16 protein-coding genes are annotated in these 17,778 nt (G+C 52.3%); 9 read left to right on the top strand and 7 right to left on the bottom strand.

Annotated features, from left to right (window positions below; all coding sequences use genetic code 11):
- Positions 1 to 58: 58 nt before the first annotated feature.
- The 5 genes from dnaE to BW941_RS08150 all read left to right on the top strand — a co-directional run bounded on the left by dnaE (position 59) and on the right by BW941_RS08150 (position 6,725).
- Positions 59 to 3,553, top strand: coding sequence for a DNA polymerase III subunit alpha (gene dnaE, locus BW941_RS08170; RefSeq protein ID WP_076515097.1), 3,495 nt, complete (start codon positions 59 to 61; stop codon positions 3,551 to 3,553).
- Positions 3,534 to 4,886, top strand: a complete 1,353-nt coding sequence (tilS, locus tag BW941_RS08165; RefSeq protein ID WP_139325793.1) for a tRNA lysidine(34) synthetase TilS — start codon at positions 3,534 to 3,536, stop codon at positions 4,884 to 4,886. Before dnaE ends, tilS begins: the two co-directional genes overlap by 20 nt.
- 67 nt (positions 4,887 to 4,953) lie before the next feature.
- Complete coding sequence (locus tag BW941_RS08160) at positions 4,954 to 5,460, top strand: hypothetical protein (protein ID WP_076515095.1); 507 nt, start codon at positions 4,954 to 4,956, stop codon at positions 5,458 to 5,460.
- A gap of 11 nt (positions 5,461 to 5,471) precedes the next feature.
- Complete coding sequence (locus BW941_RS08155; protein ID WP_076515094.1) at positions 5,472 to 5,984, top strand: acyl-CoA thioesterase; 513 nt, start codon at positions 5,472 to 5,474, stop codon at positions 5,982 to 5,984.
- A gap of 9 nt (positions 5,985 to 5,993) precedes the next feature.
- A complete protein-coding gene (locus BW941_RS08150) occupies positions 5,994 to 6,725 on the top strand; it encodes a glutathione S-transferase family protein (RefSeq protein ID WP_076515093.1) in 732 nt (243 codons plus the stop codon).
- Positions 6,726 to 6,729: 4 nt separating this feature from the next.
- On the opposite strand, the gene nhaD is transcribed toward BW941_RS08150, so the two are convergent.
- Together nhaD and BW941_RS08140 are read right to left on the bottom strand one after the other, a co-directional pair.
- Positions 6,730 to 7,992, bottom strand: coding sequence for a sodium:proton antiporter NhaD (gene nhaD / locus BW941_RS08145; RefSeq protein WP_076515092.1), 1,263 nt, complete (start codon positions 7,990 to 7,992; stop codon positions 6,730 to 6,732).
- A 120-nt stretch (positions 7,993 to 8,112) separates the two neighbouring features.
- A complete protein-coding gene (locus BW941_RS08140; protein ID WP_076515091.1) occupies positions 8,113 to 8,745 on the bottom strand; it encodes a cyclic nucleotide-binding domain-containing protein in 633 nt (210 codons plus the stop codon).
- 184 nt (positions 8,746 to 8,929) lie between these two features.
- On the opposite strand from BW941_RS08140, the gene BW941_RS08135 reads away from it, so the two are divergent.
- Complete coding sequence (locus BW941_RS08135; protein ID WP_245820072.1) at positions 8,930 to 9,799, top strand: endo alpha-1,4 polygalactosaminidase; 870 nt, start codon at positions 8,930 to 8,932, stop codon at positions 9,797 to 9,799.
- 29 nt (positions 9,800 to 9,828) lie between these two features.
- Here BW941_RS08135 and BW941_RS08130 read toward each other — a convergent pair whose 3' ends face one another.
- The 3 genes from BW941_RS08130 to BW941_RS08120 all read right to left on the bottom strand — a co-directional run bounded on the left by BW941_RS08130 (position 9,829) and on the right by BW941_RS08120 (position 12,989).
- Positions 9,829 to 11,424 (bottom strand): ABC-F family ATPase, encoded by a 1,596-nt coding sequence (locus BW941_RS08130; protein ID WP_076515201.1) that lies wholly within the window; start codon positions 11,422 to 11,424, stop codon positions 9,829 to 9,831.
- A gap of 139 nt (positions 11,425 to 11,563) precedes the next feature.
- Positions 11,564 to 12,673: a CvfB family protein gene (locus BW941_RS08125; RefSeq protein ID WP_076515090.1), complete on the bottom strand. Its 1,110-nt coding sequence runs from the start codon at positions 12,671 to 12,673 to the stop codon at positions 11,564 to 11,566.
- Positions 12,674 to 12,707: 34 nt separating this feature from the next.
- Positions 12,708 to 12,989 carry a peptidylprolyl isomerase gene (locus tag BW941_RS08120; RefSeq protein ID WP_068435553.1) on the bottom strand — a complete coding sequence of 94 codons (282 nt, stop codon included), beginning with the start codon at positions 12,987 to 12,989 and terminating at the stop codon, positions 12,708 to 12,710.
- An 86-nt stretch (positions 12,990 to 13,075) separates the two neighbouring features.
- Here BW941_RS08120 and BW941_RS08115 point away from each other — a divergent pair, with 86 nt between their 5' ends.
- Entirely contained in the window at positions 13,076 to 13,396 is a 321-nt protein-coding gene (locus tag BW941_RS08115; RefSeq protein ID WP_076515089.1) for a DUF3301 domain-containing protein, read from the top strand.
- Positions 13,397 to 13,431: 35 nt separating this feature from the next.
- Complete coding sequence (locus BW941_RS08110; protein ID WP_245820071.1) at positions 13,432 to 13,668, top strand: GNAT family N-acetyltransferase; 237 nt, start codon at positions 13,432 to 13,434, stop codon at positions 13,666 to 13,668.
- Between the two features lie 188 nt (positions 13,669 to 13,856).
- Here BW941_RS08110 and BW941_RS08105 read toward each other — a convergent pair whose 3' ends face one another.
- Both BW941_RS08105 and BW941_RS08100 read right to left on the bottom strand, forming a co-directional pair.
- The gene (locus BW941_RS08105; protein ID WP_076515087.1) at positions 13,857 to 14,567 is read right to left on the bottom strand and encodes a glutamine amidotransferase-related protein; all 711 of its coding nucleotides are present in this window, start codon (positions 14,565 to 14,567) and stop codon (positions 13,857 to 13,859) included.
- Positions 14,568 to 14,570: 3 nt separating this feature from the next.
- On the bottom strand, positions 14,571 to 14,828 hold the full coding sequence (locus BW941_RS08100; protein WP_076515086.1) for a DUF3820 family protein: 258 nt from the start codon (positions 14,826 to 14,828) through the stop codon (positions 14,571 to 14,573).
- A gap of 250 nt (positions 14,829 to 15,078) precedes the next feature.
- Here BW941_RS08100 and BW941_RS08095 point away from each other — a divergent pair, with 250 nt between their 5' ends.
- Complete coding sequence (locus BW941_RS08095) at positions 15,079 to 17,724, top strand: bifunctional diguanylate cyclase/phosphodiesterase (RefSeq protein ID WP_076515085.1); 2,646 nt, start codon at positions 15,079 to 15,081, stop codon at positions 17,722 to 17,724.
- The last annotated feature ends 54 nt before the right edge of the window (positions 17,725 to 17,778 follow it).

Raw genomic sequence — 17,778 nt, 5'->3', positions numbered from 1 at the left:
TCTGTTTTGGCGCTCAGAGAAAACCGGTACAATCTCCCGATCATTAACAGGGGGCAACATGGCCGGTCGCTTTGTTCATCTCAGAGTTCACTCCGAGTACTCGCTTTACGACAGCACAATTCGTGTAAAAAAACTGGTTCAGGCAGCCGCAGATGCGGGCATGCCGGCGGTTGCTTTAACGGATCAGGCCAATACCTATGCGCTGGTTAAATTCTACAAAACCGCGTTGGGAGCAGGCCTTAAACCGATTCTGGGCGCGGACCTCTGGCTGGAAAACCCCGATGACCAGACGGCGCCTTTTCGCGTTTGTGCGCTCTGCATCGACGGTGAGGGCTACAAAAACCTGCGTGAGTTGGTGTCACGCGGGTACAGCCAGAACCAGCACTTTGATAAAGCCATTGTTCGAAAAGAATGGCTATTCGAACAGTCTGCAGGCCTGATTCTGTTATCGGGTGGGCGTAATGGCGATGTTGGTCAGCGGATCATTAAAGGTAAGCTTGAAGCGGCTGAGGCTCTGGTCGAAGAGTATATGGCGCATTTCCCGGATCGCTTCTATTTTGAGGTCCAGCGCACTGGGCGTGAGGGCGATGAACATATTGTCCGCGCGGGCATGGCGATGGCCAGCAAGTTGGATGTGCCCTTAGTCGCCACCAACGACGTACGCTTTATCAACGCCGATGACTTTGAAGCCCATGAAACCCGAGTGTCTATCGGTCAGGGCTTCGCACTGGATGACCCACGCCGCCCGCGTGACTACAGCGAGCAGCAGTATTTCCGCTCGGGCGAAGAGATGGAGTCGCTGTTCAGCGATATTCCGTCCGCCATTGAAAACACAGTGGAGATTGCCAAGCGGTGTTCGGTAGAAGTTGAACTGGGCACCTACTACCTGCCGGACTATCCGATTCCGGAGGGTATGAACGAGGACGACTTCTTCCGCAAGATTTCTGAGGTGGGTCTGAATGAGCGCTTGGACGTTATTCTCGCTGGCATCCCGAAAGATTCTCCCGAGTACGCCGAAAAGCGTAAACCGTACGATGACCGTCTGAAGTTCGAGCTGGATATTATTATCCAGATGGGATTCCCCGGTTACTTCCTGATCGTAATGGACTTTATTCAGTGGGCCAAAGATCACGATATTCCGGTCGGCCCGGGGCGGGGTTCTGGTGCGGGCTCGTTGGTGGCCTACGCGCAGAAAATTACCGACCTTGATCCGCTCGAATACGACCTGCTGTTCGAACGATTCCTGAACCCAGAACGTGTCTCCATGCCTGACTTCGATATCGACTTCTGTATGGAAGATCGTGAGAAGGTGATTCAGTACGTGGCCGACAACTATGGCCGTGAGGCGGTGTCTCAGATCGTGACCTTCGGCACCATGGCGGCGAAGGCGGTAGTGCGTGACGTGGCCCGTGCACAGGGCAAGTCGTTTGGCTTGGCCGATAAGCTCTCTAAGTTGATTCCGGGTGATCCGGGCATGACGCTGGAGAAAGCTTTGTCGACCGAAGCCCTGTTGAAAGAATTCCTCGACGAAGACGAAGAAGCCCAGGAAATCTGGGAAATGGCCCTCAAGCTTGAGGGGATTGCCCGTCAGACCGGTAAACATGCTGGTGGTGTGGTGATCGCACCGACTAAATTGACCGACTTCTCGGCGACAGCCTGTGAACCAGACGGTACCGGTCTGGTGACTCAGTTTGATAAGAACGACGTGGAAGAAGCCGGTCTGGTGAAGTTCGACTTCCTGGGTCTGCGGACCCTGACTATCATCGACTGGGCGCTCGAAACCATTAACCGCAAGCAGGCGGAAAAGGGTCTCGAGCCGGTGGACATCAATATGATTCCACTCGATGACGAGCCCTCTTATAAGCTGCTTAAAGAAGCCAAAACCACCGCGGTATTCCAGCTCGAATCACGCGGGATGAAAGACCTGATCCGGCGTCTCCAGCCGGACAACATCGAAGACATGATCGCACTGGTGGCCCTGTTCCGTCCGGGGCCGCTCGAATCCGGCATGGTAGATGACTTTATTAACCGTAAGCACGGTCGTGCCGAAGTCGCCTATCCACACCCGGATTTCCAACATGAAACCCTAAAAGAAACGCTCGAGCCGACGTATGGCGTTATCGTCTATCAGGAACAGGTGATGCAGATCGCCCAGATCCTGGCGGGCTACACGCTGGGCGGCGCAGACATGCTGCGTCGTGCCATGGGTAAGAAAAAGCCCGAAGAAATGGCCAAACAGCGGGATACCTTCCGTGAAGGGGCGATTTCCGTCGGCGTTGATCCTGATCTTGCGATGAAGATCTTCGACCTCGTAGAAAAATTCGCAGGTTACGGTTTTAACAAATCGCACTCGGCGGCGTATGCGGTCGTGTCTTATCAGACACTCTGGCTGAAGCAGCACTTCCCGGCGCCGTTTATGGCGGCGGTACTGACCTCGGATATGCAGACCACCGACAAGGTGGTGGTCTTTATCGAAGAGTGTCGGGAGATGGGCATTGAGCTGATTTTGCCGGATGTAAACCAGAGCCAATACGGTTTTACCGTGAACGATGACGACGCCATCGTCTACGGTCTGGGCGCGGTAAAAGGCGTGGGTGAAGGCCCGATTGACGCCATTATTGCCGCCCGCAAAGACGGTCCGTTCCGCGACATGTTTGACTTCTGCAAGCGTGTCGACCCAAAGAAAATCAACAAACGGGTAATGGAGGCGCTGGTGCGTTGCGGCGCTTTTGACCGACTGGAGTACACCGCACCGCGTTCCGTGCTGATGGCCAGCATTGAAGATGCCATCAAAGCAGCTAACCAGAGCGCCGCAAACGAAGCCGCTGGCATGTTCGACATGTTTGGTGAAGTGGAAGCCGAAGAGGCGGTCACTGGCGATGTCTACGAGCGTCACCGTCGTTTGCGTGACTGGAGCCTGAAAGAGCGCTTACAAGGCGAAAAAGATACGCTCGGTCTATTCGTCACTGGCCACCCATTTGATGAATATGAGAAAGAGGTCCGCCAGTTAGTGCCGACCCGCCTGTCGCACCTGCAGGAGGCCAAAGCACCGCAGAAGCTCTCTGGTCTGGTGGTTGATATGCGGGTGATGAAAAATAAGCGTGGCGATAACATGTGCTTTGTCACACTTGATGACCGATCCGGTCGAATGGAAGTCGCACTCTTCTCCGACGTGTATGAGCAGGTGCGGGAAGTCGTTGCCAAAGACAAAGTGCTGGTCGTTGAAGCGCAGATCAGCCACGACGATTACTCAGGTGGCCTGAAAGCCACCGGGCGCAATGCCATGGAAATCAGCCAGGCTCGGCTCACTTACGCCAATTCAGTACGTGTCAGCGTCGACGGTGAGGTCAACCCGGACACCTTCTGTCAGCGCCTTACCAGGCTGTTGCAACCCTTAGAAAACGGCTGCCCTGTGGTTCTGGACTACCGCAACGAAGTTGCGAGTTGTGATATCCGTCTCGATGATCGTTGGCGTATCAATCCAACCGATGAGCTATTGCAGGAGTTGAGATACGAATTCGGCGAGGCCTCCGTTGAGCTTGTCTTCAGCTGAGCAGCTGCGCATTGAGTTAACTGAGGCACTCGCACCGGTATTCTCAGAATCCCCCGATACGGCTGTGTATCTCGCGCTGAGTGGCGGCATGGACTCCCGCCTGATGCTCGATTGCATTGCCTCTCGGCCAGAGTGGTGCTCACGGGTGATGGCGATTCATGTTAATCACGGCCTTAGCCGTGACGCAGACCTCTGGCAGCAGGAATGCCAGCGTTACTGTGAAGCCTGTGGTGTTTCTTTCATCGGCCAGAAGGTAACGCTGGAATACACAGGGCAGGGAACCGAAGCCGCTGCCCGAGACGCCCGCTATGCCGCTTTCGAGCAGCTTCTCCCGCCACATGCCCTGTTACTGACCGCACATCACGGCTCTGACCAGGCAGAAACCCTACTGCTGCGGTTATTTCGTGGCAGCGGTTTGGCCGGACTCAAAGGCATGTCACCCAGTCGTAAGCTGACTCGTCACTCTGACGATAAACGCACAGTCGTCCGCCCGTGGCTGGGGTTTACGAGAGAGCAGTTGGCTCTGGCGGCACGAGGGCTGAGCTGGATTGAAGATGATTCTAATCGGGACCAGACCTTTGACCGCAACTGGATGCGGCACAGTCTGATGCCCTTGTTACAGGTCAGGTATCCCGCCGTTGAATCAACCTTGATTGAAACAACCCAGCACTTGTCCGCTGACTATTACCTGCTGATGGAATTACTGACCCCAGTACTGAATTCGGCTGTCTCGGAGTGTGACTGGCCCGCCACCGCACCATTTTGTCTTTCCGTCGAAGCCGTCCTGAAGCAGCCCTCGCGTGTGCGCTTTCATCAGGTCAGGTATTGGCTTGAGAAAAACGGGCTACCCGTACCGCAGGGAAAGAAGGTCTGGCATTGGCTGGAACAGGCATTGAACGCAGGGCCAGACCGTCATCCGAGCTTACGGTTTGACGGTGTTGTACTACAGCGTTTCAGACAACACCTTTACGTGTGGAGTGAACAAAAGACGCCCGATAGTGTCGACTGTATACCGGTAACATGGGGGCGGGGTACCATCGCGCCTTCAGCAAATAGTCAACCCTTGCCTGAGGGCTGGTCGGTCTCGCCCACCCGACAATGTGCGTCGAAAGTTCTGAGCAGGGTTGGGCAGCAGACGAAATCACTAAAGAATGTGTGGCAGGAGAAGGGTGTTCCTGTCTGGCTCAGAGATGACTGGCCCATGCTGATTTACGCCGGTGAGATTGTGGCTGCTCTGGGCTTGGTGAATGATTGTTCTCTGAAATGTGAACCGGTAGACATTTTGAGCCTCAAATGGCGCCGAGGCGCTATTTGGAGGGAAACAACTGAATGATATTATGACGTTATCTATGACAGACAGCAGAAAGCAAACTTCAAAAACGAAGCGCTGCTGGATAAGGATGTCTGCAGTAATAAGTATTGTATCGATGATCTTTCTGGTCGGATGTGACGATCAGACCGCAAAAATACTGCGTGGAGAAAAGCCAGTCTCAAATTTATGGTCTGAAATGGGGACTGCCTCTCAGACAGAGGCAGAGGCTAGCGACGATACTTCAGCTCAGAGTCAGTCAGATCAGAATTCAGATCTGGAAGACGTATCAGAATCAGAAGAGAGTTCTGAGGCTGAAAAGACGTTTCTGAAGACAGTAACGAAAGTAAAAGAAGAGAATAAAAATAAAGACAAAAGGCCCCTGAATTTATCTTTGCCCTCGATGTCCTGGGAGACGATAGGAGATGACGGTTCTTCTCGTGGCGTGCTCCCCGATGTATTCCGGGAAATACCACAGGAGTCGACACTGAACTTCTCCGGAAAACTGCTCTGGGATGAATCAGAAGAGGCGAGGCGAATGCCGATCGAAGATACTATTAAAGGCGCAGAGGTAGAACTGCAGTTCTATTTGCCCTGACAGGATAGGCCATGAATCTGTTAATACGTTTTTTTCTTCTCTGGCTGTTCAGCGGCCAGACACAGCATAGCCAGAGTGATACGGTCAGGCAGAGTTACCGCATCCAGCCTCATGATATGGGCTGGCGGAACCATCTTCCAAATTTCCGTTTTCTGAGTTTTATGGAATTAGGAAGGTTTCAGTTCTGGAGAGGGCTTAAACAAGAACTGAAGCGGCCAGCTGGGATGCGTCTGATTGCCGCGCAGGACATGATTTATATCCGCCCGGTAGGTTTTCTCGCCCGGTTGGATATGGAGACCACGCTTCTGGGGTGGGATAAAAAGTACGTATATTTCAGACACGATTTTTACGTGGGGAAAAAACTGGTGGCAACCGGAATCGTGAAGGAAGCGTGTGTCGCCAAAGGAGCAGTTCTGTCCCCGGAAGATATTTTCAGTGGAGAAAGTCCACAGAGTGCTGCGGGTATCGTGGAGAGCTGGCAGCAATTTCAGGCGGAAGTCCGGAGTGCATCGGGACCCCGCTGAGGAGGTCCGATGATAAAGCTATATCAGTTCCCGGTGTCGCATTACTGCGAAAAAGTTCGCTGGGCGCTGGATTTTAAGGGACTGAAATACCGGAAAATTAATCTTGTGCCTGGCCCTCATGTGCGCAAGGTTCTGCAGATGGCCTCAAGATCACAGGTGCCGGTTCTTGAAGACGGCAAAGTAATAGTGCAGGGCAGTGCAGAGATCATTGATTATCTCGAATCGAAATACCCCGAACGCTCACTCACGCCAAAAGACCCGTCGCTGGCAGAGCAAGCCAGGGCTTGGGAGGAGCGTCTGGATCGGATCGCTGGCCCAGCGGTCAGAACGTTTAATTATCATTTCCTGTTACCATTCCCGAGAGCAATCGTGCCTTTGCTTACTGCGAAACAGAGCCTGATAGTCAGCATGATGTTTTACGTTGGTTATCGTAAGCTCTCGAATACCTTACGTGGCTGGATGAACATCAACGAAACCAGTGCTCACAAAGCAATGAACGACATGGATGAACTGCTGAACGAATTGCGACAGATATATGCGAATACCCGATATCTGGTCGGTGATGAATTTACGCGTGCTGATCTCACTGCCTGCGCTTTGTTTGCACCATTATTCAGACCGAATGGCTATGGCCTTAAGTGGCCGACTGACGTCGAGGAACCCGCCGAAATGCAACACTGGAAAGCGTCTCATGAGCGAGCCCTGCAATCGTTGGCTATTCGCTACGAACAGAACCGTTAAGGCGTCAGGTTTGAGCGAAGATCAGGGTACCGAGCCCCATCGTCAGAGCGTACCCCAGGGTGTATGCCAGTAGTAAAGCGACGATAAACCTCAGATAAGAGCCAAACGTTAACGCTTCAATCTTACTCATTGCGACAATGCCTGCGGCTGAACCTATGATCAGAAGTGATCCACCCACTCCCACGGCATAGGTCAGTGCCAACCACTCCGCTGGGTTCATCACAACGTCTGATTTGAGCAGGGCAGCAGTAAGAGGGACGTTATCGATAATGGATGAAAATAGCCCCATCAGATAGTTCGCCTGCCAGGCCGGAAGATACTCATACACAGCAACAAACGAATCCAGTGCGCGTATTTCTTTCAGTGCGCCAACCACCAACAGAATGCCCAGGAAGAACATCAAGGTATCGAATTCGATACGGCGTACGTAGTCCATGATAGGGTCATCCTCAGTATCTTCTCCCATCCCTTTCGCGACCAGGAACATAATGGACAGCCCGGTCAGAAAGGTAAGTACAGGTGGAATATCGAAGAGTACATTGAAGGCAATGGTGGTCATGATCGTCAGCAGGAAAATACCGGCTACGACGATGTCGACCTGCTGCAGGTCGTGTGAAGTCTTAGTGACAGTTACCTCGTCGGACATAGGCAACATCAGCAGAGCGATCAAAGCGAGAACGGCACAGAAGGCTGGCAGAGAAAGCATTAGCAGGCTGGTAATTTCTGCTTTATCAGCGAGAAATATCATCAGGGTGGTGACGTCGCCAGTTATCATGGCGACACCGCCTGAATTCACAGCAAAGACAGCAATCGCGGCGAACCTCAGTGTCTTCTGAGCAGGTAATTGCAACGAAAGAATGAGAGCGACGGATACCAGTGTCGCGGTAATGTTGTCGGCGAGCGATGAGAAGACAAAGGCAAATAAACCAGTGAGCAGCATCAGTTTTCGTTCGGATATTTGCTGCGGAAGTACCTTGAAAATGGCGCTTTCGATCAAGCCCTTTTTATTAAGGTAAGCGACAAAGGTCATCGCTGCGGTGAGGAACAGCCAGAGTGCGGCAATTTCTCCGATGTTTTCTTTCAGCCCTTCCTCAATCCTATGATGCTCCGGTGTCCCGATGCTGGCGGCAAACAGAATGACCCAGGAAATTGAGCCGAAGAACAATACCGACTGGGCTTTATTAATATGAATAACTTCTTCGAAGATAATTCCGATCAACGCCAGCACGGCGAGTGTAATCAGAATCCAGGAAACAAATTCAGGCATGAGCAGCGCTTATTAAGGACAGGAGAGTCTTTATTCTATGCCCATCACTACAGGCGTGAAAGCAGACATATGTCCTAATTGATGAACAAATTGATCCAGCTCAGAGGCTGTTACGTGAGATCAGTTATCTGACAGGCTGGCGTCGTTCCAGTCGCGCAATAGTTCTGCCTGAAGATGAGCAAGCTCCATCAATGCATGCAGTTCGGCGGCTGTATTCTTCTCGCCAGAATAGATAGGCAGAGAGCGGATGCGTTGTACGAGTGCGTGGTCCGGTGATTCCATTTTGTTTCGCTCAAGTGCCCAGCGGATATTGCTGTTCAGCATGCGGAAGAAGGTAATACGAGTTGTCAGGCTGAAGATACTGGCGTTGTCGTTGTGACGGAAGTGGTCAAACTCAATGCCTGCCAGCAGGGCGTTCTTACTCGAGACCCGGATAGATGCTGAGCGCTTAAAATTCAGCACCATTGCCATGACACCAAATGGTTCCCCCGGGTTGATTGTGCCCAAGGCTTCTTCTGCGTGATCATCGGCAATGACGTCGAGCTCACCGCGCAGCAGAAAATACAATACGTTTGCGCCATCACCTTTATGCAGCACAATTTCATTCTGCTCGGCGGTCACAAATCGCGCCTGCGTCATCAATAACTCGAATTGTTCTGGATCAGTCTTCAGTAGCTCTTTGAAAAAAGTGACGCCGGAAACGATTCTGTGGAGGTTTTCAAGCGGGTACTCTTCCCGGGTGACGGGGCGCATAAAAGATCCTGTTGTCTAACGCACACCTAACGCTCAGGTATGCCCTATGATTTATGTAGCTCCAATCGTAATCCGGCTCAGCCACATACGAACGACGGGAGCATACCACTCGCTTTACGATGAAAATGAGAATCGGCTCGCATTGTGGCAGATTATCGCATCGTCTGATTAAGAGTAGCCCAGTATGAAGTCATCGCTGTATAAAATGATGTTGCGTTCAGTGTTAGTGCTGGCGGCGTCTGCCGTGCTCAGTGCCTGTGGAGGCTCTGACCCTGAGCCGTTACCGCAGGTCGGGGACGATAGCGGCCCGACAGGCTCAGACACCCCTGTCCCCCGTACTCTGGAGGTGGGTAATAGTTGGCATTGGCAGTTACAGGGAGACCTGAATACGGGCTATGACGTGGATCTGTATGACATTGATTTGTTCGATACAGACACCCAGATCATCGACGACCTGAAGGCTCAGGGGCGGGTGGTGATCTGCTACTTCTCGGCAGGCTCCTGGGAGGACTGGCGCGATGATGCGGATGACTTCGAGCAGGCGGCGCTGGGCAACCCTCTGGACGGCTGGCCAGGCGAGAAGTGGCTGGATGTCAGAGCCTCGTCGCTTGAGGCTGTCATGGAGGCTCGTCTTGATGTCGCGGTAGAGAAAGGCTGTGATGGTGTCGAACCCGATAACGTCGATGGTTATGCCAATGATTCGGGCTTTCCGTTATCAGGCAATGACCAGCTTGCCTACAACCGCTTCCTTGCCTCCGCTGCTCACGAGCGGGGGTTACTGATTGGCCTCAAGAATGATCTCGATCAGATCAGCGAGTTAGTCGCTGCGTTTGACTTTGCCGTGAATGAAGAATGTTATGAATATGACGAGTGTGAGCGACTGACACCCTTTATCGAAGCTGGAAAGCCGGTGTTGCATGCGGAATACGCGGAGACACTCGTCAACGACCCCGAAGCGCGAGCACTGTTCTGCGATGAAATGGTCGCGCTTGGCTTTAGCTCAATGGTGCTGCCGCTCGAACTGGACGACAGTTTCCGGTTTGTTTGTGACTGAGCCGTTATGGCTCAGTCACCCACCTGACTTTACTCAATACCCAGAGATTTCAGGTACTCGTCATAGCTGCCGTGGAAGTCGACGATCTCGTTGTCACGGATCTCGATAATGCGGGTCGCCAGAGACGACACGAACTCACGGTCATGAGAGACGAAGATCAGGGTGCCTTCGTACATCTCCAGTGCCATGTTCAGAGACTCAATGGATTCCATGTCCATGTGGTTGGTCGGTTCGTCCATCAGCAGAACGTTATGGTCGTTCATCATCAGCTTACCGAACAGCAGGCGACCCTTCTCACCCCCTGAGCACACTTTGACGGATTTCTTGATGTCGTCCTGGTTGAATAGCAGACGGCCAAGAGTACCGCGCACTGCCTGATCGTCGTGCTTATCGGTTTTCCACTGTTCCATCCAGTCGTACAGGTTGCCGCCCATATCGAATTCGTATTCGTGATCCTGAGCGTAGTAGCCAAGGTCGGCGTTTTCAGCCCACTTGATAGTACCTTCGGTCGGAGTGACGTCATCGACCAGACACTTCAGGAAGGTCGTCTTACCGGCGCCGTTGGCACCGATCACGGCAATTTTTTCACCGGCTTCAATCAGCAGATTGGTGTTCTTGAACAGCGGTGCTTCGCCATCGTAAGAATGTGCCAGACCTTCGATCTCCAGCGCCAGACGGTGGAGTTTCTTCTCCTGATTGAAGCGGATATACGGGTTCTGACGGCTCGAAGGCTTGATGTCGTCGAGCTTAATTTTTTCCATCTGCTTCGCGCGGCTGGTGGCCTGCTTCGCTTTCGACGCGTTGGCCGAGAAGCGCGATACAAACTGCTGCAGTTCAGCGATCTGAGCTTTCTTCTTGGCATTTTCCGATTGCAGACGCTCACGGGCTGCGGTCGAGGCAATCATAAAGTCGTCGTAGTTGCCCGGGTAAATCTTAATGTCGCCGTAATCAATGTCGGCCATGTGCGTGCACACAGAGTTCAGGAAGTGACGGTCGTGCGAGATGATGATCATGGTGCACTTCATGTCATTGATGATGCCTTCCAGCCAACGAATCGTGTTGATGTCGAGGTTGTTGGTCGGTTCGTCGAGCAGCAGAATGTCCGGGTTTGAGAACAGCGCCTGCGCCAGCAGAACACGCAGTTTCCAGCCTGGCGCGACTTCAGACATCGGGCCCTGATGAAGTTCGGTCTCAATGCCCGCGCCTAACAGAAGCTCACCGGCACGGCTTTCGGCGGTGTAGCCGTCCATTTCTGCGAACTCACCTTCAAGCTCAGCGGCGCGCATGTAGTCGTCTTCGGTGGCTTCCAGGTTAGCGTAGATCGCATCGCGCTCTTCTTTGATGGCCCACAACTCTTTGTTGCCCATCATTACGGTATCGATCACAGTGCATTCTTCAAACGCAAACTGATCCTGATGCAGCTTACCCAGGCGTTCGCCCGGTGACACACTGACGTTGCCCGCGCTTGGCTCCAGTGAACCATCGAGGATCTTCATGAAGGTAGATTTTCCACAACCGTTGGCACCAATGAGGCCGTAGCGGTTGCCATCTCCGAATTTGACAGAGATGTTCTCGAACAGCGGCTTGGCACCGAACTGCATGGTGATATTAGCGGTAGAAATCACAGGCACTTCCTGAATTGCGTAGGCAGATTTTGGGACGTATTCAAAGGCCGCGACTATACGCGTTTTCGCCACAGAAAACGAGTCTGAACCCCCACCACATACACCAGAGTGCCTGTCGCGGGGGACTTAATTGAGTGACTTACTTTTTCAGGCGAAGGGTATTGCCCGAAGTGTTCTTAGGATTGCGGTACACCGTCTTTTTGCGCGGTGCAGATGAGCTGCTGTCATCCTTGCTGTCGTTGGGCTGTTCTCTCCGGGCGGTATGCTTATCAGTCTTGTCTTTGTATGCCTGATTCTTTGGCTTTTGCTTCGGTTTCTGTTCTGATCCGGCCTTTGGCTTCGCCTTTCTTTTGGACTTGTCACCGGCATGTTTGATGGCTTTCTTACGCTCTTCTTCGCTGGCGAGCCGGATGCCATTCTCTTCAATCACGATTTCCCGCTCTTTGTAGAGCTTACCGATGGCCATCTTAAACGCACGCTTGCTGACTCCGAAGTGCATTTCGATCAGTTCTGCCGGGCTGTAATCGTTCAGGCCCAGCGTGCCACCGGAGTCTTTGAGCTTCTGCAGGATGCGCTTTGATAGCGAATCGGCTCTCTGATGGCCAATGGGCTCGAGGCTCAGGTCCAGACGCTGGTCCTCCCGTACCTGACGGATAAAGCCCTCGGTCTTCTGTCCAACGCGGATCGCTTTATGAATCTGGCTGTTGTGAAGCACACCCCAGTAGGTGTTATCGACGATGGCTTTGTAGCCAATATCCGTACGTTGCGCGATCAGCAGCTTGACCTTATCGCCCATCTGGTACGGGGCAGCCGCGCCAGGCCAGTTCGCGCTTGCTTCGTCTTTAATAAAGCGATTCAGACGTGTAGTGCCGATTAAACGCCCGGTATTGTCGCTGGTGACGTAGACCACGTACGACTGCCCGGCTTCCATGCGTTGCTTCTGCTCAGCAAAAGGAACGAACAGATCTTTCGGCAGGCCCCAGTCGAGAAACGCTCCGGTACGGTTCACGTCTTTCACCATCAGGCTGGCCGCCTGATTCAGCTGTACCCGTGGGCGCTGAGTCGTGGCGATCAGACGATCATCGGAATCCAGGTAAATAAATACCTCAAGCGTACTGCCGGTTTCTATGCCCTCGGGCACAAAACGGTTGGGCAGGAGCACGCGCTCGCCGTTTTCGTCGCTCAGGTACAGGCCCTGGGGTTGCGTGTCGGCGACCGTCAGAGTGTGAAACAGACCGGGTGTCATCATGGGGTTCTCCGTATTTTGAGGGGCGTCAGCGTCTTCACTGACGGTAAAGTGTTTTGATCAGATGCCAGCCGAATTTGGTTTTCACCGGCCCTTGTACTTTTAACAGGGGGCCTTTGAAGACGGCATCGGCGAAGGGCTTCACCATATCGTTGCGACCGAACTCTCCCAGTGAGCCGCCCTGTTTGCCGGACGGACAGGTGGAGTGTTTACGCGCCAGCTTGTCGAACTCAGCGCCTTTGTTGAGCTGTTTCAACAAAGATTCGGCTTCCTCACGGGTTTTGACGAGAATATGGCAGGCGCAGGCGCGGTTGGCCATGGTGGAAACCTCCGGAATACTGACGGGTCATACAGGTGTGTTACTCTCAGCGCGGATAATATCACAGGCCCACAGGTGAGGTACGGGTGGAATTACTGGTCATAGCGGTACTCGCCGGGCTGGCTTTGCTTGGTTGGCCCGCAATTCAGCGGCAACAGGCGGCGCGAGTGCTTGCGCTGAGGTATCTACGGAAACAGTGTCAGCAGGAAAATCTACAGCTGCTCGATGACACTGTGTCGCTGGCACGTATGCGTCTTAAGTTTATTAAGGGGCGACCTGTGCTGGTACGCGGCTACGAATTTGAATTCAGTGTCGACGGAGGAGATCGCTATCCGGGTTCCCTGGTACTGGAGGGCTACCGGCCGGTATCTGTGGTGCTGGCGGTGCATTCTGATCCTCAGGCCTGACAGTCTGCCATTAATAATCGCTCAACAGGAACAGGATGATGGTTAAACACGAAACAGAGAAGTCCCGCTTTGTGATTGAACAGGACGGTAAAGAGTGTGTACTTGATTACGTACTGAAAGGTGATCAAGTGAATTTTACACACACCTACGTCCCGTTCGCTTTGCGCGGCAAGGGGTTAGCCGAAGAGCTTGTCGGCTCTGGACTGCGGTGGGCGAATGAGAATTCGCTTAATATCAAGGCCAGTTGTTGGTATGTGAAGAAATTTCTGTAAGCATTTACAACCTGTCTAATCTGCACACTCGATAGCCTCATCCATAGTGAATTGTGTGTGCTCAGGTATCAGCAAACCTGGCAGGACGTTCACTGATATTTACGAATTTCTGTCCAGAGAGAATTAAATGCTGAATGCATAAGGACTCGAGAAAATCGTCAGTAAAAATAAAACCATCGATACCACGCTTAAGCGCGCGGCAGGTGAATAAATTCAGTCATCCAGCGAGCGATGGTTTTGCTGTCATTCGGTTGTTCCAAAGTATTCATTGCCTGGGTTAAACGCTCATCGCCAACGTCTTCTCTGCGCCGCCCCAGCAACCTTCTGAAGTATTCGGGTGTGAACTCCGGGTGCCCTTGAAAGCTCAGGATCAGATCATGGAGGTACCAGGCGGCGAATTGGCAGAAGTCGCTGCCCGCTAGCCTGCGGGCCCCTTCTGGTAGCGCGGAGACCTGATCTTTATGACTGTAGATAAGTTGATAGGCTGGCTGATCATCATTCAGCCACATGGGGCGGTGATCAATCTCCGTCATATGATTACCGACGCCCCAACCCTTGTTGCTTAAGCCTGCGTGGCCACCCAATGCATGGGCCAACAACTGATGGCCAAAGCATATGCCGAGCATGCGTTCTTTACGTGCATGAGCCTCGCGTACCCACTCCATCAAAGGCTGAACCCAGTGCTCAGGGTCGTAGACACCGGTCTTTGAGCCGGTCAGTAGGTAGGCGTCGCATTCCCCCGCTGACGGTAACTCGCCGTCATGAATCTGATAGAAAGTGAAGTTCAGGTGTGGATCAATGCTGGCGAGAAGTTCAGACAACATGACGCCATAGGACGCATAATCGCCGATAAGGTCATCATAGAGAACATCACATTCAAGGATACCGAGAGTGGCCATAGATCAATGGGTCCCTTTTGCTGCTGGTTGTATCAACTTTGCCGGATAAGCTTTTTTGAGAGGGAGAAGGACATCTTCGACCCCATGAATCCGTATCTCGAGCATCATAGCAAGCAAGTCACCCAGACGCCCCTGAGGGAACCCCTTTTTTTGCATCCAGAGCAAGTATTCTTCAGGAATGTCGCAAATGCGTTTTCCCTGATATTTACCGAACGGCATGGTCATCTGAACCAGCTGTAGAAGGTGCTCTTTGGTATACATTATTTGGCCTGTATGGATGGTTGGGGGCAATGCAGCAACAGTTTTGATTCTAAAAAGTTCCCCAGATTCTTTCAAATTGTTAAAAAGTCAGTTAAACCTCATATTGATAGTCTACACTTTAAGAGATCTACCGGGTGATAGAGTTGTTAGGGCGCTCGGACATTGAGTAGTAAGGCTCGTCTGATATTCATATGACCACGGGTCATCAGGTTGTGCCAGAGACAGTAATATCAGGAGTCAGAGAATTTGTATGGTTGTGCTGACCTCAACAGCTGAAGGGAAATATCAGCCTAGTGAGGGATGGAAACGCGTAGAAGAAGAAAGTCGTCGCGCTGGCGTCACCAATGGTGGACGTTTCGGTGCGGCTGATTTGCGTCTGGAAACCATTCTGGAGAGAACCATGCGGGTATTTATTACTACCCGTGCCGCGACCTTTGCGACTGACGTTGAGGGAGCGTTGTTCCAGATGGCCCGAGTCCTCAAGGCCAGGGCGGCTGCACTCTATATTGCGACAGACGGCTCAGGAAAACGTCCCGAGCTGGCCGTTGCTGTGTCACCGAATGATACGGAGCAACTGGCGACGGTTATTCGCGATGGATGGACCATAGAGGGTGCCAGTATATCTCCACGCTGCTCTTTTGCTGATGATGAAAATTCGGACGAAGAAGCATTACGTCATTATCTCGGAGGCAACCGCCTTTCTACTATTCCCCTGTTAAATGACTATGGCGTGACTGGGTGGTTATTTCTCACGTTCGATGATCCTACGCAGCGCCTTTCTCCACGTAAGCTGACTCAGCTGGGAACGTTCGCGCAGTTCTGCCTGCTTATGCAGGAACGCCTGCATGTCATGGAAGTACTCGAAGATCGTGAGCATCTTTTACGTCAGACAGAGCGTCTTGCCAATATTGGTTCCTGGTATGACGACGTTGAAAACGATCAGATCACTATTACTCCCCAAACGGCAGCAATTTTTGAGCAGGATGAAAATCTTGAAGTCGTCAGTCTTTCTCAGTATTTCGAGTACATTCACCCCGAAGATATAGAGCGTGTTGCGCAGACACTCACGGAAAGCATGAACGAATGTAAGCCGTCGGACATGACCTATCGGATCAGCTTACCGTCCGGAGCAGAGAAAGTTATTCACGGCCGTGCTGAAGTTATTGTTAATGCCGAGGGCCGGGTTGTTGCTCGTGTTGGTTCGGTGCAGGATATTACCGAACAGCAGGCACGGGAGAATCGCCTGCGCCTGGCGATGACAGTGTTCGAGTTTTCAATGGAAGGTGTGGTGATTACCGATGCTGACCAGAAAATTGAAGCGGTTAATCCGGCGTTCAGTACCATTACCGGATATTCTGAACGAGAAGCTCTGGGCAAAGATCTTGGTTTTCTTCGTTCCAGTCGGCACAACCGGGAATTTTACCAGCGCATTAACAGTCAGTTGAATGAACGTGGCTACTGGCGCGGAGAAATCTGGAATACACGTAAAAACGGCGAAAGTTATCCTCAGTGGCTTACTCTGACCTTAGTTCGTGATGAACAGAAACGAGTGACGCATTACGTCGGTGTATTCTCGGATATGTCGCGTATAAAAGAGCACGAACAACAACTCAAACATTTATCCAATTACGATTCTTTAACGAATCTTCCTAATCGCCATTTATTACTGAGTCGCCTCGAAGGTGCGATCGCTGATGCCACGATTAATCAGCGCAAGGTCGGAGTGATTGCGATCGATCTGGATCACTTTAAGCACATTAATGATAGCCTCGGACATCCCGCGGGCGATCGTTTGTTACAGGACTTTGCCAAACGTCTGCGTCAAAGGTTGAGAGATTCGGATACCGTTGCACGTCAGGGTGGTGATGATTTTGTTGTCGTGCTGGAAAGTGTGGGTAACGTCTCTCAGATCGAGAATGTTGCAGGTATTATTCTCGAACTACTCAAGACGCCATTCGATGTGGGGGTCGGCAAAGACTTTTATATCGGTGCGAGCATTGGTGTCACCCTGTTTCCGGATCATGGGGCAGATGTGACCCAGTTGCTCAGTAACGCTGATGTGGCTATGTACGAGGCTAAAAAAGAAGGCCGTAATATGTACAAGGTCTACAGCAACGAAATGACTCAGGTCGTTGCTGACCGTCTTGAATTGGGTAACCGATTACGACAGGCGCTCACCAGCGAGGATGAACTGAGATTATATTATCAGCCTCAGGTAGAGCTCACCGAAGGTCGCGTTGTGGGTGTTGAGGCACTGATACGCTGGCATACGCCGGACGGCGAAGTCATTCCGCCTGGGCGCTTCCTTCCAGTGGCGGAAGAGGGCGGCATGATGCCGGACCTCGATAGCTACGTGCTTGGTGTTGCCTGTCGCCAGATTGCAGACTGGCAATATGAGGGGATAAATAAAATTACGGTTGCGGTAAACATCACCCAGCCAACATTTATGGCCGGTGGTCTGGTAGGACGGCTGACCGCTCTCTTAGACGAGACTGGCATTGATCCCAGCTGGCTTGAGCTGGAAATTACCGAGGGTGCCTTACTGGAGCCGAGTTCTCAGGTGCTCAGTACCATTTCGGGCCTGAAAGCCTTAGGGGTGGCTCTGGCGATTGATGATTTCGGAACTGGCTACTCTTCCTTGTCTTATCTGCACCGTTATCAGGTTGATAAGCTCAAGATCGACCGGGGCTTCGTTCAGAGCGTCGAAATTGAAGATGAAGGAAAAGTTATTACCCGTACCATCATTCAGATGGCGAAAGGCCTGGGTTTACAGGTGCTGGCTGAAGGTGTCGAGACGGAAGGTCAATTGCACTTCCTGAGGGATAACGGCTGTGAAACCTGCCAGGGGTTCTTCTTCAGTCGCCCGGTGCCGGTAGAAGAACTGAGACTTAACTGATGACGTCTCAGCGTTATCGGGCGGTTGTCTGCCCGATAACGACGCTCAGGTACT

The sequence above is a fragment of the Thalassolituus maritimus genome (assembly GCF_900156675.1).
Classification (GTDB): domain Bacteria; phylum Pseudomonadota; class Gammaproteobacteria; order Pseudomonadales; family Oceanobacteraceae; genus Thalassolituus; species Thalassolituus maritimus.
Note: the sequence above shows the minus strand (reverse complement) of the source record. Positions and strands in the feature narration are given on the sequence as shown.